Below are 20,464 nucleotides of genomic sequence, written 5' to 3'. Positions count from 1 at the left end.
TGGCGATTAAGCGACCGGCGCGGCACCGTATCGATCGCGCAGCTTGCGCTTGAAGATCTTGCCGGTCGACTCGCGCGGCAGCGCATCATGAAAATGGATTGTCTTCGGCACTTTGAAGTTCGCCAACCGCTGCTTGAGATAGGCTTGGATCTCGGACGAGGAGAGCTGCGCATTATCTTCGAGTTCGACGCAGCCCACCAGCCGTTCGCCGAACTCGTCATCAGGCACACCGAACACCGCGCAATCACGCACGCCGTCCATGCCGATCAACGCGTTTTCGATCTCGGCGGGATAAATGTTCACACCGCCAGAGATGACCATGTCGCGCTTGCGATCACACATGAAGAGATAGCCGTCCTCGTCGAGATAGCCGACGTCTCCGACGCTGATCAGGCCCTCACGACCGGCTTCCGCCCGCGCGTCCGGGCGGCCCTGATAGTCGAAATCCGGCACCGAGGTCTGCCGCATAAAGATTTCACCGGGCACATTGACCGGACATTCCTTGCCGTCCACATCGAAAATCTTGACCACGCCCCCCTCGATGGTGCGACCGACAGTGCCCGGCTTCCTCAGCGCCTCCTCCGACGAATGCCAGATCGGCACCCCGGTTTCGGTGGAGCCGAGATATTCGTTGATCACCGGTCCCCACCACGCAATCATCGCCTGCTTCACATGGATCGGGCACGGCGCTGCGCCATGGATGATGAAGCGTAGCGACGACAGGTCGTAGCGCGACTTCACCTCGTCCGGCAGACGCAGCAGCCGCACGAACATAGTCGGCACCATATGCATGTTGGTGATGCGGTGCTTCTCGGTGAGCTGCAGCAGATCCTCGGGATCGAAACGCGGTTCGAGCACGATCGTGCTGCCATGACGGAATGCCATCAGCCCATAGGAACTCGGCGCCGAGTGATACATCGGCCCGTTCATCAGGATGATCTGATCCTCGTTTGGTTTCAGCCCATAGGCGATGCCGCCGACGCGCTCGGATGCCGCTGCCTGTTCGGGCGTCATCGGCGCACGCGTCACGCCCTTGGGACGGCCCGTGGTGCCCGACGTGTAGAACATGGTCAGCGCGCGCTTCGGCGCGTTCTCCACCGGCGCATGCAACTCGCGCCAGGCATCGAAGTCCGTGGCGCCTGCAGGCACCTCGGTCGCAGCTTCGGCAACGCCATAGGCGACTGCGATCTCCGGCGGCGTGCGGACGATCAAGATTGGAAATCCCGCGGGCAAATTATCTTTGATCTGCGGCAAAAGATCAGCGTGGCAGACCAGCAGTTTCGCACCGCTGTCGGCGAGGATGTAGCTGACCTCCTCACCTTTAAGATGCCAGTTGATCGGGACCACACGCGCGCCGAGCGCACCTGCGCCGAACGCAGTCTCGAATAGCGCGAAATCGTTGCGCAGCATCATGCCGACCGGCGCATCGGCGCCTGCGCCGAGGCTCTTGAACCCGGTCGCCACCTTGGCGATGCGCTGCATGATGTCCGGATAGCTGATCGCCCGGTCGCCGCTGATAATCATTGTCCGCCCTTATATTGTTTTTGAATCGATCGAAGCCATCGCTGGCTTCGATCCTTGTTCTGTCGATGTGATGGTACAGATGCTCACTGGTCGTCGAGCAATTCGCCAAAGCCTTCCCAATTCTTGCCGTTGAAACGGCGCAGCCGCAGTTGCTGGAACGAAAGATAGTCATCCTTGTCGGTATTGACCGTGACACCCGACAGCAACAGCGGCAGCTTGACGTTCTTCATCGACATCGCCTGCCGCAGGATATTCTCCCGGCTGACGTCATCGCCGCACGCCTTCAGGATATGCGTGATGAGATGCGCATTCAGGAAGCCGGTCGCATAATTGGTGTTGCGCGGATCGGCTGACGGCAGACTCTCTTTCATGAAAGCGAAATAGGCCTTCACGTCCTCATCGTTAGCCCATGACGCGTCGTTGATGTCTTTCTGATAACTCGACGTGATCAGGCCGGTGGCGTTGTCCAGACCTGCCGGCTCCAGAAAGGTGATCGACGAAGCGGACGTGGGGACGAACATCAGGTCCGGCTTCCAGCCGATTTCCGCAACGCCCTTGATCATCTGCGACGAGAATTTGCCGACCACCGCGCCAAACAGCACATTCGCGCCGGACGATTTGAGCGCCGCAAGCTGCGACGAGATCGTCGGCGCACTGGTCTCATAGGTCGCTTCGGATACGATCATACTGGCGGCCTTGTCGCCCAGCGCGCGTTTAAAGCCAGCCACATAGTCTTTGCCGAGATCGTCGTTCTGCGCGAGAATGGCGATCCTGGCATCCGGCTTGGTCTTCAACACGTGCTTGGCGTAGACAACGCCTTCCGATTCATAGGCGGCCATGCCCGGCATGGTCCACGGAAAACCTTTCGGATCCGCCCATTTGGTCGCGCCTGATAGCACGAACAGCTGCGGGATTTTCTTGCTGTTCAAATAGCGATGCACCGCGTTGTTGGTCGCGGTGCCGAGCGTCCCGAACATCATCAGGACTTCGTCCTGCTCGACCAGCTTGCGGGTTTGCTCCACGGTCTTCGGCGGCGAATAGGCGTCATCGAGACTGATGAACTTGATCTTGCGCCCGTTGATGCCGCCTTCGGCGTTGAGCTTGGCAAAATAGGCTTCCTGCGCGCGGCCGATCACGCCGAAGCCCGAGAGCGGACCGCTATAGGGAAGCGTCTGCCCGATCTTGATCTCTTCCTTGCTGTTGGCCGCAGCTTGCGTCGGCGCATTCACGCAGACGGCAAAAGCGAACAGCCCAAGCGTCCTCAGCATGACTGAGGTCATGATTGTCTTCTCCCCGTTATATTTTTATCGGGCCGCGCTTATGCGCGTGCCCGTCTCGCAAAGTCAGAGGTCGCTTCCGCATATTCGCGCTTCAGGCGATCCACGAGTTCTGCCACCGGGGGAGCATCAACGATCTGGCCGATACCCTGGCCGCAACCCCAGATGTCCTTCCAGGCCTTGACCTTCATGTTACCGCCGGAGCCGAAGTTCATCTTGGTCTTGTCAGCCACCGGAAGATTGTCGGGATCGAGGCCGGCGGCTGCGATGGACGGGCCGAGATAGTTGCCGTGAATGCCGGTGAACAGGTTGGTGTAGACCGTGTCATGCGCGGCGAATTCGGTCAGCGCCTTCTTGTAGGCCGGGTCGGCATTAGCTTCTTCGGTCGCAATGAAGCGCGTGCCCATATAAGCGAGGTCTGCGCCGAGCGCGAGCGCCGACGCAATCCCGTAGCCGTCGGAGATTGCACCAGATACCAGCACAGTCCCCTTGAACCACTGCTTCACTTCGCGCACCAGCGCGAAGGGTGACAACGTACCGGCATGACCACCGGCACCGGCGCAGACCAGGATCAAACCATCGACCCCCTGCTCGACCGCCTTGCGCGCATGCTTGACGTTGATGACGTCGTGAAACACGACGCCGCCATAGGAATGCGCGGCCTCGACGATCTCCGAGGGCGGGCGCAACGAGGTGATGATGATCGGAACCTTGTGCTTCACACAGGTTTCCATGTCCTTCATCAACCGGTCGTTGGACGCGTGGCAGATCTGGTTCACCGCATAGGGCGCGACCTTCTTGCCGGGATTCTTCGCTTTGTATTCGCCGAGCTCATCCCCGATGCGCGTCAGCCACTGATCGAGCACTTCCACCGGCCGCGCATTCAGCGCTGGAAACGAACCGACGATACCGGCCTTGCATTGCGCAATGACGAGTTCAGGACCGGAGACGATGAACAGCGGGGAACCGAGCACAGGCAGCTCGAGGGTGCCATCGAGAGCTTTGGGGAGCGACATAAGCGTTTCCTTATATTTTTATAATCGAACTATAGGGGTTGACCGCCCGTGCGTGTTGTTCGAATTTGAACAATAAGCCTTCCGGATTTGATCACATGGACTGGGATCTCTGTCGCACCTTCAATGCCGTGGTCGACGCCGGAAGCTATCTCGGCGCGTCCAGGCAGTTGCGCACCAGCCACCCGACCGTGAGCCGCGAGGTCGCGGCGCTGGAGAAGCAACTTGGCACCAAGCTGTTCGTGCGCTCCGACGAAGGGCTGGTGCTGACTGCCCGCGGGCGGCGCTTTCATGAGAGCACCAAAGCGATGGCCGAGGCCGCGCTGAAAGCAGAAGCTGCCGCCGGCGCGTCGGGCCAGAGCGCACGCGGCGTGGTCAAGGTGTCGATCGGACCGACGCTGGCGAATTTCTGGCTGATGCCGCATATCGGCGCTTTCATCCGCCAGCATCCGCATGTCGAGATCCAGCTGGTGACGCATCCCTTCCCGGTCAGCGTACGCAAGCGCGAAGCCGACATCGTGCTGCGGCTGTATCAGACCGGCGACGAAAATCTCACCGGACGGAAAATCGCCAAGCTCGGCGTTGGCTTCTACGCCTCGCGCGATTACGCAGCGCGATGCCCGCTGCCCGAACAGCGGGCCGCTTGGAAGGACCACACTGTCATCGGCTTCGCCGACAAATCGTCGAATTCCGAACTCGGACGCTGGAGCGACCACATCACCAGGGACGCCACCGTCGCCATCCGCTGCTCGTCGCAAGCGGATATGCTTGCAGCCGTCCGCGCAGGAATTGGCATCTGCGTGCTGTCATGCATCGTCGGCGACGCCCATGCGGATCTGATCCGCGTGGCACCGCAGAAGCTGGCCAGCCTCTCAGACATCTGGCTGCTGGCCCATCCGGACCTCATCGATCAACCGTCGGTGCGCGCCGTGCTGGAATTCATCACGGCCTGCGCGCGCGACGACCGCGCGCTGTTACGCGGCCGATGATGTCGCGCCCTTGCCGGGAAATGGCGCCGCACGGCTGACATAGCGTCCCTCGCCTTTTCCGCCGACTAGCTTGCCGCCACGCGTCACGAATTTCCCGCGCAGCATCGTTGCCACCGGCCAGCCCGTAATCTCCAAACCTTCATAAGGCGTGTAATCGGCGCCGTGATGCAGGTTCGCCTGGGTGAGCGTTGCTTGGCGCTTCGAATCCCACAGCGCGATATCGGCATCGTAGCCGATGGCGATGGAGCCCTTGCCGGTGAGGCCATAGGTCTTCGCATGATTGGTCGAGGTCAGTGCCACAAACTGGTTGAGCGTGATGCGGCCCTTGCTGACACCTTCCGAGAACAGGATCGGAAGGCGCGTCTCGACACCGGGAATGCCGTTCGGAATCCAGCGGAAGCTGGTACGCGCGTTGGGTGGTTGCTTGCCCTGCACGTCGTCATAGCGAAACGGGCAATGATCCGACGAGAACAGGGAGAATACGCCCTGCTGCAAACCTTCCCAGCATGCCTGCTGGCTGGCGAGATCGCGCGGTGGCGGCGAGCAGACATATTTCGCGCCCTCCATACCCAGATCCTTCAGATCCTCTTCGGTCAGCACGAGATATTGCGGGCAGGTCTCGCCATGGATCGTCAACCCGCGCATCTGAGCGCGGCGGATCTCTTCCATGGACTCCCGATTGGAGACATGAACCACCACCATCGACACATCGACCAGTTCCGCCAGCGAGATAGCCCGGTGCGTGGCCTCGCGCTCAACGACGATAGGCCGCGACTTGGCGTGAAAATACGGGCCGACATTGCCGTCGCGTTCGAGCTTGTCGACCAGAAAGCGGATGGCGTCGTAATTCTCCGCATGAACCTGAACCAGTGCACCGGATTCACGCGCCACGGCCAGTACCTGCAGGATCTGCAGATCGCTCAGTGCAAGGTCTTCATAGGTCATGAAGACCTTGAGCGAGGTGTATCCATCGGCGATCAAGGCTGGCAGCTCCTGCCCGAGTACCGCTTCACTGGGATCGGCGATGATCAGGTGGAAGGAATGATCGATATGGCAATTCTGATCGGCAAGCGTGTGATAATTCTTCAACGCCTCGCGGATCGGTTGGCCCTTCGCCTGCAGACAGTAAGGCATCACGAAAGTGTTGCCGCCGAAGGCTGCGGCGCGCGTGGCGCTTTCGAAATCGTCGGCCATCACGATGCCGGGGCCGGATGGTTGCGCAATATGAACGTGGCTGTCGATACCGCCGGGCAGCACCAGCAGACCGGTTGCATCGACCGTCTCGTTCGCGTCGGTCAGCGCTTCGCCGATGGCAACGATGCGGCCGTTCCTGATACCGACATCGGCTTTGTAGGTTTCGCTCGCGGTTGCAATGGTGCCATGACGAATGACGGTATCGAAAGCGGTCATGAGCAAAACCTCATCAATTCAGCAACGCAGGTTGCATACAGACAAATACTAGACTTGCTGAAACAGCGATCCCCATTGGGTGACGCGTTTGGTATCGACGCCAGCCATCTTCAGGCATTTCCAGACCACCGTGGCAATGGTGTCATAGACCGGAATGCCCGTCTCCCTTTCCAGTTTCGCCGCGGATGGTGCAACTCTCAAATTGGTGCAGATGATCGTGATAGCGTCTGGCTTTTCCTTGGCCACGTCCCGCGTCATATCCTCAAGTTGCACAACGGGCACTTCGGAGAACGAGAAATTATCCTGCAGGCCGAGATGGCGTTCACCCTGGCACGCAAAGCCCAGCTTTTCATAATTCTCCAGAATCCTGGCCTGAACATCGTCCAGATATGGCGTCACGTACCCCAGACGCTTCACCTTTTGATGTTCAAGAATCTCATTGAGAGCCAACATCGACGTCGTCGCAGGAATCCCGGTTGCTGCGGTGATCTGCTCACACAGGCGGACATCCGCCTCAAAGCCGAGCCAGCCAGAGGATGTTCCATTCCAGCCGATGACATCGACCTTCGCATGAGCCAGCAATTCTGCGGCCCGCAGGATTTCCGAATTATCGAATTGGGCGAGCGCCTTGTTCGACAGCGCGATCTCCGTGACCTTGAAACGCGAGAAATGCGCCGAGACTTCGGGCAATTCGCCAAGCATGGCAGTCGTGATCGGCTCCAGCGCCGTGTTCGACGAAGGCGTCAGCATTCCGAGAAGGACACGTTTGGTCATGGTTGATCCAGAGTTTCGAGGGATGGTTTCGTCCGTTCAGATCGAAGCAGATCGAGAACGTGACGTTTGATTTCGTTGAACTGCGGGCTGGTGATGTCGCGTGGCCGCGGCAGGTCCAACGGGATGATTTCGCGTATACGCCCCGGGCGGGCACTCATCACGGCAACATGCGTGCCCAGCGTCAGTGCTTCGTCGATACCGTGCGTCACGAAAACGATCGTGCCCTGGTGTTCCTGCCAGATCCGGACGAGTTCATTCTGCATATCCATCCGGGTCTGCTCATCGAGCGCGCCGAACGGCTCATCCATCAGGATGACCTGCGGATTCATCAGCAATGCACGGGCGATGCCGACGCGCTGATTCATGCCGCCTGACAGTTCGGACGGATAATGATTTTCAAATCCCGTGAGCCCGACCATGTCGATATAGCGCTGTGCTGTTTCGCGGCGCACGGCCTTCTGGCCACCGCGCAGCAGCAGGTGGAAGCCGACATTCTCCCAGACCGGGAGCCACGGCATCAGGTTGGCCTGCTGAAACACCACGCCGCGCTCCGAACCGGGCGCCGTGATCAATTGACCATCGACGGTGACGGTGCCGGATGACGGCTTCTCGAAGCCTGCGATCATATTGAGAAGCGTGGACTTGCCGCATCCGCTGGGGCCGAGCAGACAGAGAAACTGATTCTTCTCCACCTTGATATTTATGTGGTCGAGAGCCGTGACATCGGCCTTGCGTTTCGCGTCCTTGAAGATTTTGGAGACACCGGAGATTTCGATCGTCGCCATGACCTAGCTCTCCCCGCTCTGGATCGTCGTGTTGCGCTGCCAGTGCAGCACGCGCGCCATCACGAGACGGATGCCGAAGTCGCTGAGAAAACCGAGCAGACCGATGCTGGCCATCGCAGCCAGCACAAGGTCGTAGCGCAGGAAATAATAGGAATCCCACAGCACATAGCCGAGACCGCTTTTCACAGCGACCATCTCCGCCGTCACCGTCAGCATCCAGGCCGAGCCGATGCCGATCCGCAGACCGGCAAAGATGCTGGGCAGCGCGGCCGGCAGCACGATGAAGCGCAGCAGTTGGCGATTGCCGCCGCCGACCATCGCGCCGGCGCGGATCAGATTGCGATCGCAGGTCTTCACGCCGTGAATCGTATTGAGCAGGATCGGAAAAAACGCACCGAGGAACACCAGGAAAATCGCCGGCTTGTTGGCGATGCCGAACCAGATGATGGCAAGCGGAATCCACGACACCGGCGGGATCGGCCGCAGCGTCTGCAGCGTCGGCTCGATGATCACCTCGACAGTGCGGGACCATCCGATGGCGACTCCGATCGACACGGCCAGCGCCGTGGCGATGGCGAAACCCGCAAGAACGCGCGACAGGCTGGCGAGCATGTCGAACAGCCAGTTGCCGCTATAGGTCTGGGTATTGCCATCGGTGCCGAACACCCAATCCGCCCAGGCCCACGCCACGGTCGACGGGGCCGGCAGCAGTGCTGCTGGCAGCGCACCCGATCGGGAAAACGCTTCCCAGCCGGCGAGGATCAGGACCGGCACGATATACCGATCCAGTCGTCTGAACATTGCGAGAGCCCGGAGCATGACCAGGCTCAGTAGCCGAGTTCGGATTTCGGCTTGCCCGTGGCGGCCTCCAGGAAGCGGTAGTCCATGTTCTTCTCGACAGCCGCCGAAACGTCGGAATTGATGTATTTCAGGTCGCGCATCATCGCCGCGATGGCGAGCGCCGATGCGCGGTACATCTTCGGATCCGGATCGAGGTTTTCGACAGCGCCTGTGGCGATGGCCTTGTCGAGGCCGGTGATCTTGGAGATCACTTCGATTAGGGCACCCTTGTCCGCCGCGACGAATTCATCGACTTTCACAACCGCACGCACGGTCTCTTCGAGCTGCTTCGGTTTGTCCTTGACGACATCCGACCGCGTCAGAATCAGGTTGGTGAGCTTTCCCGCAGCCTGATCGTAGGGAAGGCCGAACATCTTGGCGGCCTTGGCCTGAAGGATCTGGGTGGCGAAGGGCTCCACGGTGCAGATCAGCTCGATTTCACCGCGACGCAGCGCCTGAAGGTGATCGGAGGGATTGGGAATGTTGACGAACTGCACATCCTTGTTGATGTCGATGCCCTGCTTGGCGAAGGCGCCGCGCATATGAATGTCCTGCGCGTTACCGCGGGACGCCGCGACGCGGAATGGCTTTCCCGCTGTCTTGTAGTCAGCGATGACTTTCTTGAGCGAAGCCCAGTCATTAGGAACGATCGACAGATCATTACCGACCAACATTGCCGAACCGCCATTGACCTGCCCGGAAATGGCGACCACGTCGAAACCCTTGTCGAGCGCGATCGCATAATGAAGATAGGTCACCTGGGCGACGTCGATATTCTTCGAGACAAGCGCAGTCAGCGCATCCGTGCCTGTGTTAAATCCAACCGCATCGATCTGAACGCCCTTGGCATATTGCGGGGTGAGTGACATCGGTGTGCAATGCGCACATTTCGCATAGCCGAGCTTGATCACCGACTCGGACTGGGCCATCGCGGCCGGGGCGATCGATGCCAAACAAAGCGCAATCAGAATGCCGAGCAGATTTTTCTTCATCGTCGCAATCTCCGGAGCGGGTGGCGGTGAATTCACGATACGTCCACCACCCAGCAAGCCTCATGCCAATCCGGATACGATATACAATCGTAAAATTATATAGTAATATCAATTACTATGAATTATTATCATCTCGATTTCGATGCTGCATTTTTGGGCGAAGGATGTCGTTTGGAGGCAACCTCGCCACCCGAGAAACTGAACCATGAGTGAGATTGCCCCACGCGCGAAGCTTCGGACGCGCTTCAAGCCGACACGGCTGAAGCTCTCCTCGGATCATTCAAAACGGCCGCTGGACCGTATGTCGCTGCACGATCAACTCGTCGCGAAGGTGCGCGAAATGATTGTCGATGGCGAACTCCAGGCCGGAGCCCCTTTGCCAGAAAAGATGTTGTGCGAAACGTTCGGCGTATCGCGCACACCGTTGCGCGAAGCATTCAAGATACTGGCCTCCGAAGGGCTGATCGAACTGCGCCCTCACCGCACCCCTGTCGTCACCCCGGTCGACAGGGAAGAAATCGCAAACAGCTTTGCGATCATGGTCGCACTGGACGGCGTTGCCGGCGCCGAGGCCGCAATGCGCGCGACGGATGAAGATATTGCCCGGCTCAGTGCGATGCACGACCAGCTTGTTACCCTTCATCGCGAAGCATCGCGCCCGGCCTATTTCAGGCTGAACCAGGACATCCATATCGAGATTACCAGGCTCGCCAAAAATCCCGTGCTCCTCAATATCTGGACGACGTTGAACGCGAATATCTATCGGGCACGCGCCACCGCCAATTATGATGCGGCACGGTGGACGGAATCCGTAAAGGAACACGAGGCTTTCATGGCTCTGCTTCGCGCGCGCGATGCGCAAGGATTTGCAGCCTCCCTCAGCGCGCATACGCGCAAGACGGGCGATGCCGTTCTTGCGACATTGAAGATTGCGACCGATGCGAAGACCTAGCAGACCTCTATCACGACGAATAAAGCCTGGGCCCGTATCGCTGCACACCGCATAATCGCCACACGCCTGCAAAACGTGCTTGGGGCATCGAGCGCGATGGTCCAAACAGGGACGAAGGACCGCCTCGCGGTTCACAGGTTGATCGATGAAGATTCTCATTTTTGGCGGCACCGGCTTTGTCGGGCTGAATATCGCGGAAGCCCTGTTGAAGCGCGGCCATGTGGTGACCCTGTTCGACCGTTCGGGCCTGCCACCGGCGGCGCAGCTTGCCTTCGCTGACTATGGCGATAGGCTTTCGGTGATCATCGGCGATGTGCTCGACCGGACATTGATCGACAGTGTCGTCACCACCGGCTTCGATGCCATTGTTCTCGGCGCTGCGATCACGGCAAGCACAGAGCGCGATGCCGCTGATCCGGAAAGCATCCTGCAAGTCAACCTGATGGCGCAAACGCCGATCCTCGCGGCAGCACACCGCCATGGCGTCAAACGCGTGATCAATCTGTCGTCCGCCGGCGCCTACGGCGCCTCGGCGTTCAAATATCCCCTGCTCGATGAAGAGCTGCCCTGCGATCCCGTCTCGCTCTACGCCATCACCAAATTCGCATCCGAGAAGGTCGCATCGCGTCTTGCCGCGCTCTGGCAGACCGATTTCATCAGCGTGCGGCTCAGCGCCGTGTTTGGACCATGGGAGCGCGCAACAGGCGTACGGGATACGCTCAGCCCGCTGATGCAGATTTTCGCGGCGCACGCGAAGCAGAGCGCCGCCATTCTGGTCCGTTCCGGCGTGCGGGACTGGATCTATGCGCCTGATGTCGCCGATGCCATGACTTTGCTGATCGAAGCGCCGAAGACGCAGCATCGCCTCTACAACATCTCAACCGCCACCCGGTGGTCAGCGCTGGAATGGGGTCAACAATTGGCGGAATCCAATCCGGGCTTTGTTTGCCGCCTGGCCAGCACCGGCGAAACCCCAACCATCGATCTGCACAGTGACAGCGACAGGGCACCGCTATCGGTCGCGCGATTGGAGCAGGAATTCGGATGGCGCGCCAAATTCGGCTGCGCCGACTCAGCCGCGGATCTGATCGACTGGTCGGCGCGGCACAGCATAGGATGATGACATGAGACTTCAGGGGCGTACGGCAATCATCACCGGCGGAGGCTCTGGCATCGGCCAGGCCAGTGCCAGGCTGTTCGCACAGGAAGGCGCGTTTGTCGCACTGGTCGATCGCGACGAGGCGGCGTTGAAAGAAACACTGGCGATGCTGCCTAATGCAAACGAGGCATCGATGCATGTCGGCGATGTCGGCGACGGCGATTTTGCGCAGACCGTGGTCGGGGAGATCGTCGCGCGACGCGGTCAGCTTGACGTGTTGATGACCTCGGCCGGGTTCTCCTGCGGCGGCACCGTGGTGACCACAGCGCCAGAAGATTGGGACGCCGTGTTTCGCACCAATGTCGGCGGCACCTGGCTGTGGGCGCGTGCGGCCGTCCCGCAAATGCAGAAGCAAGGTAAGGGCTCGATCATTACGCTGGCTTCGCAGCTCGCGATCGCCGGCGGCAAGGGCAACAGCGCCTATATCGCGGCGAAAGGCGCGATCATCAGCCTGACGCGCACCATGGCCGTGGATTTCGCGACTGATGGCATTCGCGTCAATGCCATCGCGCCGGGCGCTATCGACACGCCGCTGCTGCGCCGCAGTTTCGCGCGCCATGCGGACCCCGAACCCGTGCGCGATGCCTCGCGCAATCGTCACGCCATGAAGCGTTTCGGTCTGGCCGAGGAAGTCGCGCAGACCGCGCTGCATCTGGCGAGCGATGCATCCTCGTTCACGACCGGCACGGTCATGCCGGTCGATGGCGGATGGCTCGCAGCATGAGCGACGCTCTCGCAGCGCTGGAAGCGCAGGTCCGCGACGATCTCCACAAGATTGCCCACCCGAACATGCCGTGGCTGCAGCCGAAATCCGCGCCGGACGGCACAGCCGCGCTGGACGTGCTGATCGTCGGCGCCGGACAGGGCGGCGTCACAGCGGCCTTTGGCCTGCTACGATCGCAGGTCACCAATATACTCGTTGTCGACAAAAGCGCCGAAGGCCGCGAAGGCCCCTGGCTCACCTACGCCCGCATGCCGACGCTGCGTAGCCCCAAACACTTCACCGGTCCTGATCTGGATATCCCCGCTCTCACCTATCAGTCATGGCACGAAGCCATGTTCGGGAAGGATCACTGGCAGGCGCTCGATCGCATCCCGCGCGGACACTGGGCGGACTATCTGCTGTGGTTCAGGCGCATTACCGGCGTGCCCGTACGCAATGGCTGCGAGGTCCTGGACATTGGGCCTGCCGCGAACGGCTTGCTTGCAGCAACCGTACAGAGCGCCGGCGGCATCGAAACTGTCCATGCGCGCAAGGTGCTGCTGGCGACAGGACAGGAAGGCATGGGCGACTGGATGATTCCGGAGCAACTCCAGCACCTGCCATCGTCGCTTTGCGTGAATGCATCCGCGGATATCGATTTCGATGCTCTGAGCGGCAAGACCGTCGCCGTGATCGGCGCCGGCGCATCCGCCTTCGACAATGCGGCAACCGCGCTCGAAGCCGGCGCTGAGGTGCACCTGTTGTGCCGCCGCGCGGAAATCCAGATCGTCCAGCCCTATCACTGGCTGACCTTCCGCGGGTTGCTGCGGCACTTCAGCGAGCTCGACGATGCCTGGCGCTGGCGCTTCATGCGCCGGCTGATGGATTTGCGCGAAGGCTTCCCACAGCCGACCTGGGATCGCTGTGCACGGCATGCCGGCTTCCATCTGCACGAAAACGCGCCCGTTCAGTCGGCACAAAAAATAGGCAACCAAGTTGCGCTGCAGACACCACAGGGTACCTTCACCGCAGACTTCGTGATCTGCGGCACCGGCATCGACATGGATTTCTCGACTCGCCAAGAATTGCAGAGTTGCGCCGGCAATATCGCGATCTGGTCTGATCGCTACCAGCCGCCGGATACCGAGATCAGCCCACGCCTCGGTCGTTTCCCCTATCTCGCGGACGATTACGCGCTGATGGAACGCGTTCCCGGCACCACGCCGTGGATCGCCGACATCCATCTTTTCGCAATTGCGTCCACCATGAGCTTCGGCCCGTCGGGGTCATCGATCAATGCGATGACCACCGCGATCCCGAAACTGGTGCATGGTCTGACGCGCGGCTTGTTCCGCGCGGATATCGAGCGATACTGGACCGCGTTCGAGGCCTACGACGTTCCACAAGTGACCATTGCAAGGGCGACGGAAGCTGCGGCAAAAAGCTAAATGACCAAATTATCCCGACGGGGAAAGTTCTCCGCTTGGCACCTATCGACCATCGTTTGGCGCGTTCCTTGCTTCAGTGGATGCGTCGCTCGACAGCCTCGGCACTGACGAGTCCGTTCAGAGTTTCCGTCGAATTCAGAGGATAGGGTTATGGGACTGATCTATTCCAAGCAGATGCTCGGCGCCGCCGCAGCGCTGGCATTTTTCACCGCTGCCGTTCCTGCCAAGGCGCAGACCCGCGCCGAGACGCTGCGTTACGTGACCGGCGCCGCCGTCAACACGCTCGATCCCAATATTCCCGGCTCGACCCGCGAAGCCTTCGCTGTCAGCCTCTCGACCTATGATCGTCTGGTGTCGTTCGGCCGCAAGCAACTGAATGGCAAATGGGTGTTCGATCTGGACACCATCCGCGGCGAACTCGCAGAGTCCTACACGGTCAGCCCGGATGGCCTGAAAATCACCTTCAAGCTGCGCAGCGATGCGAAATTCCAGGACGGTTCGCCGGTCACGGCCGAAGACGTGAAGTGGTCGCTCGACCGCGCCGTCACCGCCAAGATCCTTGGCAAGGCGCAGCTGCTGACCGGTTCGCTCACCGATGCCAGCCAGTTCAAGGTGATCGATCCCACGACATTCGAAGTAACACTGCCGCAGCCGGACAAACTGGCGCTGCCAAACCTCGCCACGGTCTATCCGATCATCATCAACTCGAAACTCGCCAAGGCCCACGCCACCGAGGAAGATCCGTGGGCACAAGCTTGGCTGAAGGAAAACACCGCCGGGTCCGGCGCCTATATCGTCGAGACCTTCAAGCCCGGCGAGCAGGTCATCCTCAAGCGCAACGACGCCTGGAATCGTGCCGCCGGCGACAAGCAGGCCTTCTTCAAGCGCCTGATCATCCAGTCGGTGCCGGAGCCGGCAACGCGCGCCAATCTGGTTGAAAAGGGGGACGCTGATATCGTCATCGACCTGCAGGCCAGCGACGCGCAGGCGTTAGAGGCCAAGGGCAAGCTGCAGGTGATCTCGACGCCACAATATAACGCCATTACCTTCATCTCGATGAACAACCAGATGGCGCCCTTCGACAAGCCGGACGTGCGCCGTGCCGTGGCCTATGCGCTACCTTATGACGATATGTTCAAGGCGGCACTCTTCAGCCGCGGTGATTTGCTGGCCGGCGCGACCTGGGCCGATGGCAAGCCGCCGAGCGGTGCATTTCCGATCAAGCAGCCGATCAAGCTCGACCTCGAAAAGGCCAAGGCCTATCTGAAGGCCGCAGGCTATCCGGACGGTTTCTCGACCACGTTCAGCTTCAATGTCGGCCAGTCGGCGACGGCTGAGCCGATGGCTGCGCTGCTGAAGGAATCGCTCGCCAAGATCGGCATCAAGGTCGATATCCAGAAGCTGCCGGACGCACAGATGTCGACGCAGATCACCGAGAAGAAGCTGCCCTTCTTCACCGAAGGCATCGTTGCCTGGCTGCCGTCGACCGACTACTTCTACCGCAACTTCTACACTGGCAACCAGCGCTGGAACTACAGCTCTATCGACAATGCCGAGCTGACCGCGGTCGCGCAAAAGGCTCGTTTCGAGGCTGACAAGGCCAAGTACGAAGCCGACGGCAAGGTGCTGAACGCGATGAACTTCGACCTGATGCCCCAGATTCCGTTGTGGCAGCCGAGCCAGGACGCGGTGATGGCCTCGAACCTGACGGGCTACACCTATCAGTTCCATCGCCAGGTCGATTACCGCGACCTCAGCCGGAAGTGATCATCCGAGCACCATGCGAGCGAATCCCGAAGCGCCCCTCAGCGGCGCTTCGGATCTACGCAGCTTGCGAACTTAACTTCAGCGAGCTGCCCATGACTACGAGTAACCGATCATGACGACTCTCGGCGCAACGGCCATCCGTGCAGCGCGACGCTTCGCATCCTCCTTGCCTGCGTTGTTCGGCGTGCTGATCTTCACCTTCCTGTTGATGCGCGTATTGCCGGGTGATCCCGCCGTGTTCTTTGCCTCGGGACCCAACTCCGGCAAGGAAGAGATCGAGACCATCCGCAAACAGATGGGTCTCGACAAGCCCGTGCCACAGCAACTGTTCCTTTATCTGTATGACGTCGGCCGCGGCAATCTTGGCCGTTCGCTGATGACAGGCCAGAACGTCACAAAGGACTTGCGTGAGCGCCTGCCGGCCTCCCTCGAACTCACCTTCTCGGCACTTCTGATCGCACTTGTTCTCGCAATCCCGCTGGGTGTCCTTGCAGCGCTGAAACCAGGATCGCTGGTCGATCATGGCGTGAGGCTCTTCTGCGCGCTCGGGGTCTGTGTCCCGACCTTCGTGTCGGGCCTGCTGCTGATCTATATATTCTATTATCTGTTCGGCGTGTCGCCCGATCCGACCGGGCGCGTCGATATCTTCACGACCCTGCCGCCAGCACATACCGGCTTCCTGTTGATCGACTTTGCGCTCGCCGGCGACTTCGATGGCTGGTGGGCCGCGTTCAAGCAATTGATCCTGCCGGCCTGCACCATGGCGCTGTTTGTGATCGCCCCGTTGGCGCGTATCACCCGCGCCTCGATGCTGGCCTCGCTCGGCAGCGACTTCGTTCGCACTGCGCGTTCTGTCGGGCTGTCATGGTGGCGCATCATCGTCACCTATGCGCTGCGTAATGCGATCCTGCCTGTCATCACCATTGCCGGCATCGTGTTCTCGACCATGCTCGGCGCCAATGTGCTGGTGGAGAAAGTGTTTTCCTGGCCAGGCGTCGCCTCCTACGCGCTCGACGCGCTGCTGTCGTCGGACTATGCCCCGGTGCAAGGCTTCGTGCTGCTGATGGCTTCGGTCTTCGTTATCGTCAATCTCGTCGTCGATGTGCTCTATGGCATCGCCGACCCCAGGATTTCCATCGGATGAGCAGCGCAACACTTCAACACGCCGCCTTCATCCTGCGCGGCAATCCCATTACCGGCATCGCCGCCATCGGCGCCGCGCTGCTGATCTTTGTCGGCATCTTCGGTCCGTGGATCGTACCCTATGATCCCATCGCATCGAACGTTCAGAATGCGCTGATGCCGCCGAGTGCTGCGCATTGGGCCGGCACCGACCAGCTTGGCCGCGATGTGTTCAGCCGCATCATCGTCGCCGCACAGCTCGACCTCGCCATCGCCGTCTCTGCGGTTGGCATCTCCTTTGCGCTGGGCGCTGTCATCGGCGCCCTCTGCGGCTATTCGGGCGGCAAGCTGGATCGCGCTGTTGGCCGCTTCGTCGACGTGCTGATGGCATTCCCGCTATTCGTGCTGGCCATGGCCATGGTCGCTGCCCTCGGCAATCGCGTCGAGAACATCGTGATCGCCACCGCAATCATCAACCTGCCGTTCTATATCCGCTTTGCACGCGCAGAAGTGAACGTGCGCCGCAACCTCGGCTGGGTCGAGGCCGCTCGCGCTTGCGGCGACAGCCATGTCTCGGTGGTGCTGCGCTTTCTGTTGCCCAATGTGCTGCCTGCGATGGTAGTGCAGATGTCGCTCAATCTCGGCTGGGCCATCATCAATGCTGCCGGCCTCTCGTTTATCGGGCTCGGCGTCAAGCCGCCGACGCCTGAATGGGGCATTATGGTCGCTGAAGGCGCGCGTTTCATCTCCACCGGCAAATGGTGGCTGGTCGCGTTTCCCGGCCTGGCGCTGATGCTCGCCGTGCTTTGCTTCAATCTGCTCGGCGACGGGCTGCGTGATATTCTTGATCCGAGACAGCGAACGTGATGACGACACCAAAACCGCTGCTCGATATCGAGAATCTTCAGGTCACCTTTTCAACGCGCCGCGGCCCGGTTGAGGCCGTGCGCGGAATTTCGTTGTCGCTTGCCGAGGGCGAAACGCTGGGGATCGTCGGTGAGAGCGGCTCCGGAAAATCCGTCACGGGTTTTGCGATGACGCGCCTGCTGGATACATCGGGTAAAATTTCCGGCGGCCGCATCAGTTTCCGTGATCGCGACATCACCAAGATGACCAGCGCCAGCCTGCGCGAGATGCACGGCTCGGCGATGGCCATGATCTTCCAGAATCCGCGCGGCGCGCTGAACCCGATCCGCGCCATCGGCCAGCAGATCGCCGATGCCATTCTGGCGCATCGCAAGATCTCCGCCTCCGAGGCACGCGCGCAATCCCTCGAATTGCTGCGGGCGGTGAAAATCCGCGATCCAGAGAAGCGGATGAACGCGTATCCGCACGAGCTCTCTGGCGGCATGTGCCAGCGCGTCATGATCGCCATGGCGATCTCCAGCAATCCGGCGCTGCTGATCGCCGACGAGCCGACCACCGGCCTCGATGTCACCACGCAAAAGGTGGTGATGGATCTCCTCGCCAGCATCGCCGCCGAGCGGGGCATGGCGACGATCCTCATCACCCACGATCTCGGCCTCGCCGCCCGCTATTGCCGCCGCGTCGTGGTGATGGAACAGGGCAGGCTGGTCGAGGAAGCCGACGCCTTGACGCTGTTCCGGTCGCCGCAGCATCCCTACACCAAGCGGCTCGTCGCAGCGTCGCCAACCGCGACCTCGCGGGTCGAGGATCTCGTGACCGACGACGAGAAGTTACTGGTACCGGCCGTGCCCCTCGCTCCGCCGCCAAAGCCGGCGCATGGCACGCCGCCGCTGCTGGAAGTTCTCGATCTCGTCAAACGTTTCGACGACGGCACTGTCGGTGTCGCAAATTTCTCGATGGCCATCGCGCCCGGCGAAAGCGTCGGCCTGGTCGGCGAGTCCGGCTCCGGCAAGAGCACGACCTCGCGCATGATCTGCCGCCTGCTCGATCAGAGCGAAGGCACCATCAATTTCAAAGGCCAGTCGATCAGCCATATTCCCGCGCGAGACTTCCACCGGGCGCCGCAGCGCCGCGAGATCCAGATCGTCTTCCAGGACCCGAACGACAGCCTTAATCCGCGCTTCAACGCCTTCGACTGTATCGCGCATCCGCTGATCCGCCTGCTCGGCATGCGCAATGGAGCGGCGTTGCGCCAGCGCGTCGGCGAATGCGCTCACCGCGTCGGCCTCCCCGCCAATCTGCTGGAACGGTTTCCGCACCAGCTATCGGGCGGCCAGAAAGCCCGCATCGGCATCGCGCGCGCGATTGCCTGCCGGCCGAAGCTTCTGGTGCTGGACGAGCCGACGGCCGCGCTCGACGTCTCCGTTCAGGCGGTGGTGTTGCAGCTCCTTGACCGTCTGCGCCGCGAAGACAATCTCGCCTTCCTGTTCGTCAGCCACGATCTCAACGTCGTGCGCATGATGTGTCAGCGGACCATCGTGCTGCGCAACGGCGCCATCGTCGAAGAAGGCGAGAGTCATCAGCTGTTCGACAGCCCGAAAACCTCCTATACCCGCGAGCTCGTCGATGCAGTTCCGCATATCGAGATGATCGCCGCGGAAAAAATGGCCGCCGGCGCCTAGCCGCGGGTGGCCAGCGGCGAAAGGCCCCAACTGTCGGCCTTGTCCGGTTCCATTGGCGTAACCATACCGACTATAGTGTGAGTTGTACCGGCGCCGGATACCTTGCATCCGCGCCTTATCTCGCAGAACATAAGACCAAGCGTCCCCAATGACGCAATAAAATCGGGAGGATTCCGTGCGGATCAAAGCCGTTCACGTTGCCTTGCTTGCCGTCATGGCGAGCTGTTCTGCGATCACGACCGGCGCGCACGCCCAGTGGCCGCAGAAACAAGTCACCTTCATCGTTCCCTTCGCCGCCGGTGGTGGCACCGATGCCTTTGCGCGGCCGCTGGCGGCGCAGCTCGACACCCAGCTCGGCAAGCGCGTCATCATCGAAAACCGCGCCGGTGCCGGGGGCACGGTTGGCGCTTCGGCGGCTGCCAAGGCGGCGCCTGACGGCTACACCTTCTTCATGGGCGCCGCGCATCACGCGATCGCCCCGTCGCTCTATCCCACCCTCGATTATGACATCGAGAAAGACTTCATCCCGGTGGCGCTGATCGCACGACCACCGCAGGTTATCGTGGTCAATCCAGACAAGGTCGCCGCCAAGACACTGGGTGAATTCATCGCCTATGCGAAGGCCAACCCGGACAAGCTCTCCTATGGATCGGCCGGCGCCGGCACGACGCATCACCTGGCCGGCGAGCTGTTCAAGATCCTGACCCAGACCAAGATCCAGCACGTGCCCTATCGCGGCGCCGGACCGGCCATGCAGGACCTGATCGCCGGTCACGTGCCCGTCGTGTTCGACGGTCTCGGCTCGTCCGCCGCGCCAATCCGCGCGGGGCAACTCCGCGCGCTGGCGATTGCCGCTCCGAAGCGCGTGGCAGCCTTCCCCGATCTGCCGACCGCGGCGGAAGCCGGTTTGCCGAATTATGAAGTCGCCACCTGGTACGGGCTGTTCGCCCCCAAGGGCACGCCGCCCGACGTGGTCGAGCGCATGGCGAAGGAATTGAAAGCTGCATTGCAGGTGCCGGCGATCAAGGAAGCGTGGGAACGCAACGGCTCCGATGTGCCCGATGTGGCCGGTGCCGACTTCGGCAAGATGGTGTCGGCCGAGGTGGCGCGCTGGCGCAAGGTCGTGACCGAGGCCAACGTCAAGCTGGATTGACCTGGTA

18 protein-coding genes are annotated in these 20,464 nt (G+C 60.9%); 10 read left to right on the top strand and 8 right to left on the bottom strand.

Annotated elements, in window-relative coordinates; translation table 11 throughout:
* Nucleotides 1-6 precede the first annotated feature (6 nt).
* From AB7828_RS28960 to AB7828_RS28950, 3 genes are all read right to left on the bottom strand, one after another.
* Nucleotides 7-1,524: an acyl-CoA synthetase gene (locus AB7828_RS28960; protein ID WP_441231866.1), complete on the bottom strand. Its 1,518-nt coding sequence runs from the start codon at nucleotides 1,522-1,524 to the stop codon at nucleotides 7-9.
* Between the two features lie 83 nt (nucleotides 1,525-1,607).
* A complete protein-coding gene (locus tag AB7828_RS28955; protein ID WP_441232336.1) occupies nucleotides 1,608-2,792 on the bottom strand; it encodes an ABC transporter substrate-binding protein in 1,185 nt (394 codons plus the stop codon).
* Between the two features lie 50 nt (nucleotides 2,793-2,842).
* Nucleotides 2,843-3,817 (bottom strand): NAD(P)H-dependent flavin oxidoreductase, encoded by a 975-nt coding sequence (locus tag AB7828_RS28950; RefSeq protein ID WP_441231865.1) that lies wholly within the window; start codon nucleotides 3,815-3,817, stop codon nucleotides 2,843-2,845.
* Nucleotides 3,818-3,912: 95 nt separating this feature from the next.
* Between AB7828_RS28950 and AB7828_RS28945 the strand changes: the two genes are divergently transcribed.
* On the top strand, nucleotides 3,913-4,803 hold the full coding sequence (locus AB7828_RS28945) for a LysR family transcriptional regulator (protein ID WP_441231864.1): 891 nt from the start codon (nucleotides 3,913-3,915) through the stop codon (nucleotides 4,801-4,803).
* Here the strand turns inward: AB7828_RS28945 and hydA are convergent.
* The 5 genes from hydA to AB7828_RS28920 are packed head-to-tail and all read right to left on the bottom strand — an operon-like array spanning nucleotide 4,789 to nucleotide 9,604.
* Nucleotides 4,789-6,213 (bottom strand): dihydropyrimidinase, encoded by a 1,425-nt coding sequence (gene hydA, locus AB7828_RS28940; protein WP_441231863.1) that lies wholly within the window; start codon nucleotides 6,211-6,213, stop codon nucleotides 4,789-4,791. The two genes, AB7828_RS28945 and hydA, sit on opposite strands and share 15 nt — an antisense overlap.
* A gap of 48 nt (nucleotides 6,214-6,261) precedes the next feature.
* The gene (locus tag AB7828_RS28935; protein ID WP_175368172.1) at nucleotides 6,262-6,987 is read right to left on the bottom strand and encodes a maleate cis-trans isomerase family protein; all 726 of its coding nucleotides are present in this window, start codon (nucleotides 6,985-6,987) and stop codon (nucleotides 6,262-6,264) included.
* Nucleotides 6,984-7,772 carry an ABC transporter ATP-binding protein gene (locus tag AB7828_RS28930; protein WP_441231862.1) on the bottom strand — a complete coding sequence of 263 codons (789 nt, stop codon included), beginning with the start codon at nucleotides 7,770-7,772 and terminating at the stop codon, nucleotides 6,984-6,986. Before AB7828_RS28930 ends, AB7828_RS28935 begins: the two co-directional genes overlap by 4 nt.
* Nucleotides 7,773-7,775: 3 nt before the next feature.
* Nucleotides 7,776-8,591: an ABC transporter permease gene (locus AB7828_RS28925; protein WP_441231861.1), complete on the bottom strand. Its 816-nt coding sequence runs from the start codon at nucleotides 8,589-8,591 to the stop codon at nucleotides 7,776-7,778.
* Between the two features lie 8 nt (nucleotides 8,592-8,599).
* The gene (locus AB7828_RS28920; protein WP_441231860.1) at nucleotides 8,600-9,604 is read right to left on the bottom strand and encodes an ABC transporter substrate-binding protein; all 1,005 of its coding nucleotides are present in this window, start codon (nucleotides 9,602-9,604) and stop codon (nucleotides 8,600-8,602) included.
* 205 nt (nucleotides 9,605-9,809) lie between these two features.
* Here AB7828_RS28920 and AB7828_RS28915 point away from each other — a divergent pair, with 205 nt between their 5' ends.
* The 9 genes from AB7828_RS28915 (at nucleotide 9,810) to AB7828_RS28875 (ending at nucleotide 20,457) form a co-directional block, all read left to right on the top strand.
* Complete coding sequence (locus AB7828_RS28915) at nucleotides 9,810-10,556, top strand: GntR family transcriptional regulator (RefSeq protein WP_175368168.1); 747 nt, start codon at nucleotides 9,810-9,812, stop codon at nucleotides 10,554-10,556.
* A 145-nt stretch (nucleotides 10,557-10,701) separates the two neighbouring features.
* A complete protein-coding gene (locus AB7828_RS28910; protein ID WP_441231859.1) occupies nucleotides 10,702-11,676 on the top strand; it encodes an NAD-dependent epimerase/dehydratase family protein in 975 nt (324 codons plus the stop codon).
* A 4-nt stretch (nucleotides 11,677-11,680) separates the two neighbouring features.
* Nucleotides 11,681-12,439, top strand: a complete 759-nt coding sequence (locus AB7828_RS28905) for an SDR family oxidoreductase (RefSeq protein WP_441231858.1) — start codon at nucleotides 11,681-11,683, stop codon at nucleotides 12,437-12,439.
* Nucleotides 12,436-13,866, top strand: a complete 1,431-nt coding sequence (locus AB7828_RS28900; RefSeq protein WP_441231857.1) for an NAD(P)-binding domain-containing protein — start codon at nucleotides 12,436-12,438, stop codon at nucleotides 13,864-13,866. Before AB7828_RS28905 ends, AB7828_RS28900 begins: the two co-directional genes overlap by 4 nt.
* Before the next feature lie 150 nt (nucleotides 13,867-14,016).
* Nucleotides 14,017-15,633, top strand: a complete 1,617-nt coding sequence (locus AB7828_RS28895) for an ABC transporter substrate-binding protein (protein WP_093761070.1) — start codon at nucleotides 14,017-14,019, stop codon at nucleotides 15,631-15,633.
* Nucleotides 15,634-15,745: 112 nt separating this feature from the next.
* Nucleotides 15,746-16,777 (top strand): ABC transporter permease, encoded by a 1,032-nt coding sequence (locus AB7828_RS28890; RefSeq protein ID WP_170849808.1) that lies wholly within the window; start codon nucleotides 15,746-15,748, stop codon nucleotides 16,775-16,777.
* Nucleotides 16,774-17,622 carry an ABC transporter permease gene (locus AB7828_RS28885; protein WP_068737405.1) on the top strand — a complete coding sequence of 283 codons (849 nt, stop codon included), beginning with the start codon at nucleotides 16,774-16,776 and terminating at the stop codon, nucleotides 17,620-17,622. Before AB7828_RS28890 ends, AB7828_RS28885 begins: the two co-directional genes overlap by 4 nt.
* Entirely contained in the window at nucleotides 17,622-19,304 is a 1,683-nt protein-coding gene (gene nikE, locus AB7828_RS28880; protein ID WP_441231856.1) for a nickel ABC transporter ATP-binding protein NikE, read from the top strand. The genes AB7828_RS28885 and nikE overlap by 1 nt, the downstream gene beginning before the upstream one ends.
* Nucleotides 19,305-19,479: 175 nt before the next feature.
* On the top strand, nucleotides 19,480-20,457 hold the full coding sequence (locus AB7828_RS28875; RefSeq protein ID WP_231077759.1) for a Bug family tripartite tricarboxylate transporter substrate binding protein: 978 nt from the start codon (nucleotides 19,480-19,482) through the stop codon (nucleotides 20,455-20,457).
* The last annotated feature ends 7 nt before the right edge of the window (nucleotides 20,458-20,464 follow it).

It is taken from the genome of Tardiphaga sp. 215_C5_N2_1 (assembly GCF_052076055.1).
In the GTDB taxonomy this organism is placed as follows: domain Bacteria; phylum Pseudomonadota; class Alphaproteobacteria; order Rhizobiales; family Xanthobacteraceae; genus Tardiphaga; species Tardiphaga robiniae.
Note: the sequence above shows the minus strand (reverse complement) of the source record. Positions and strands in the feature narration are given on the sequence as shown.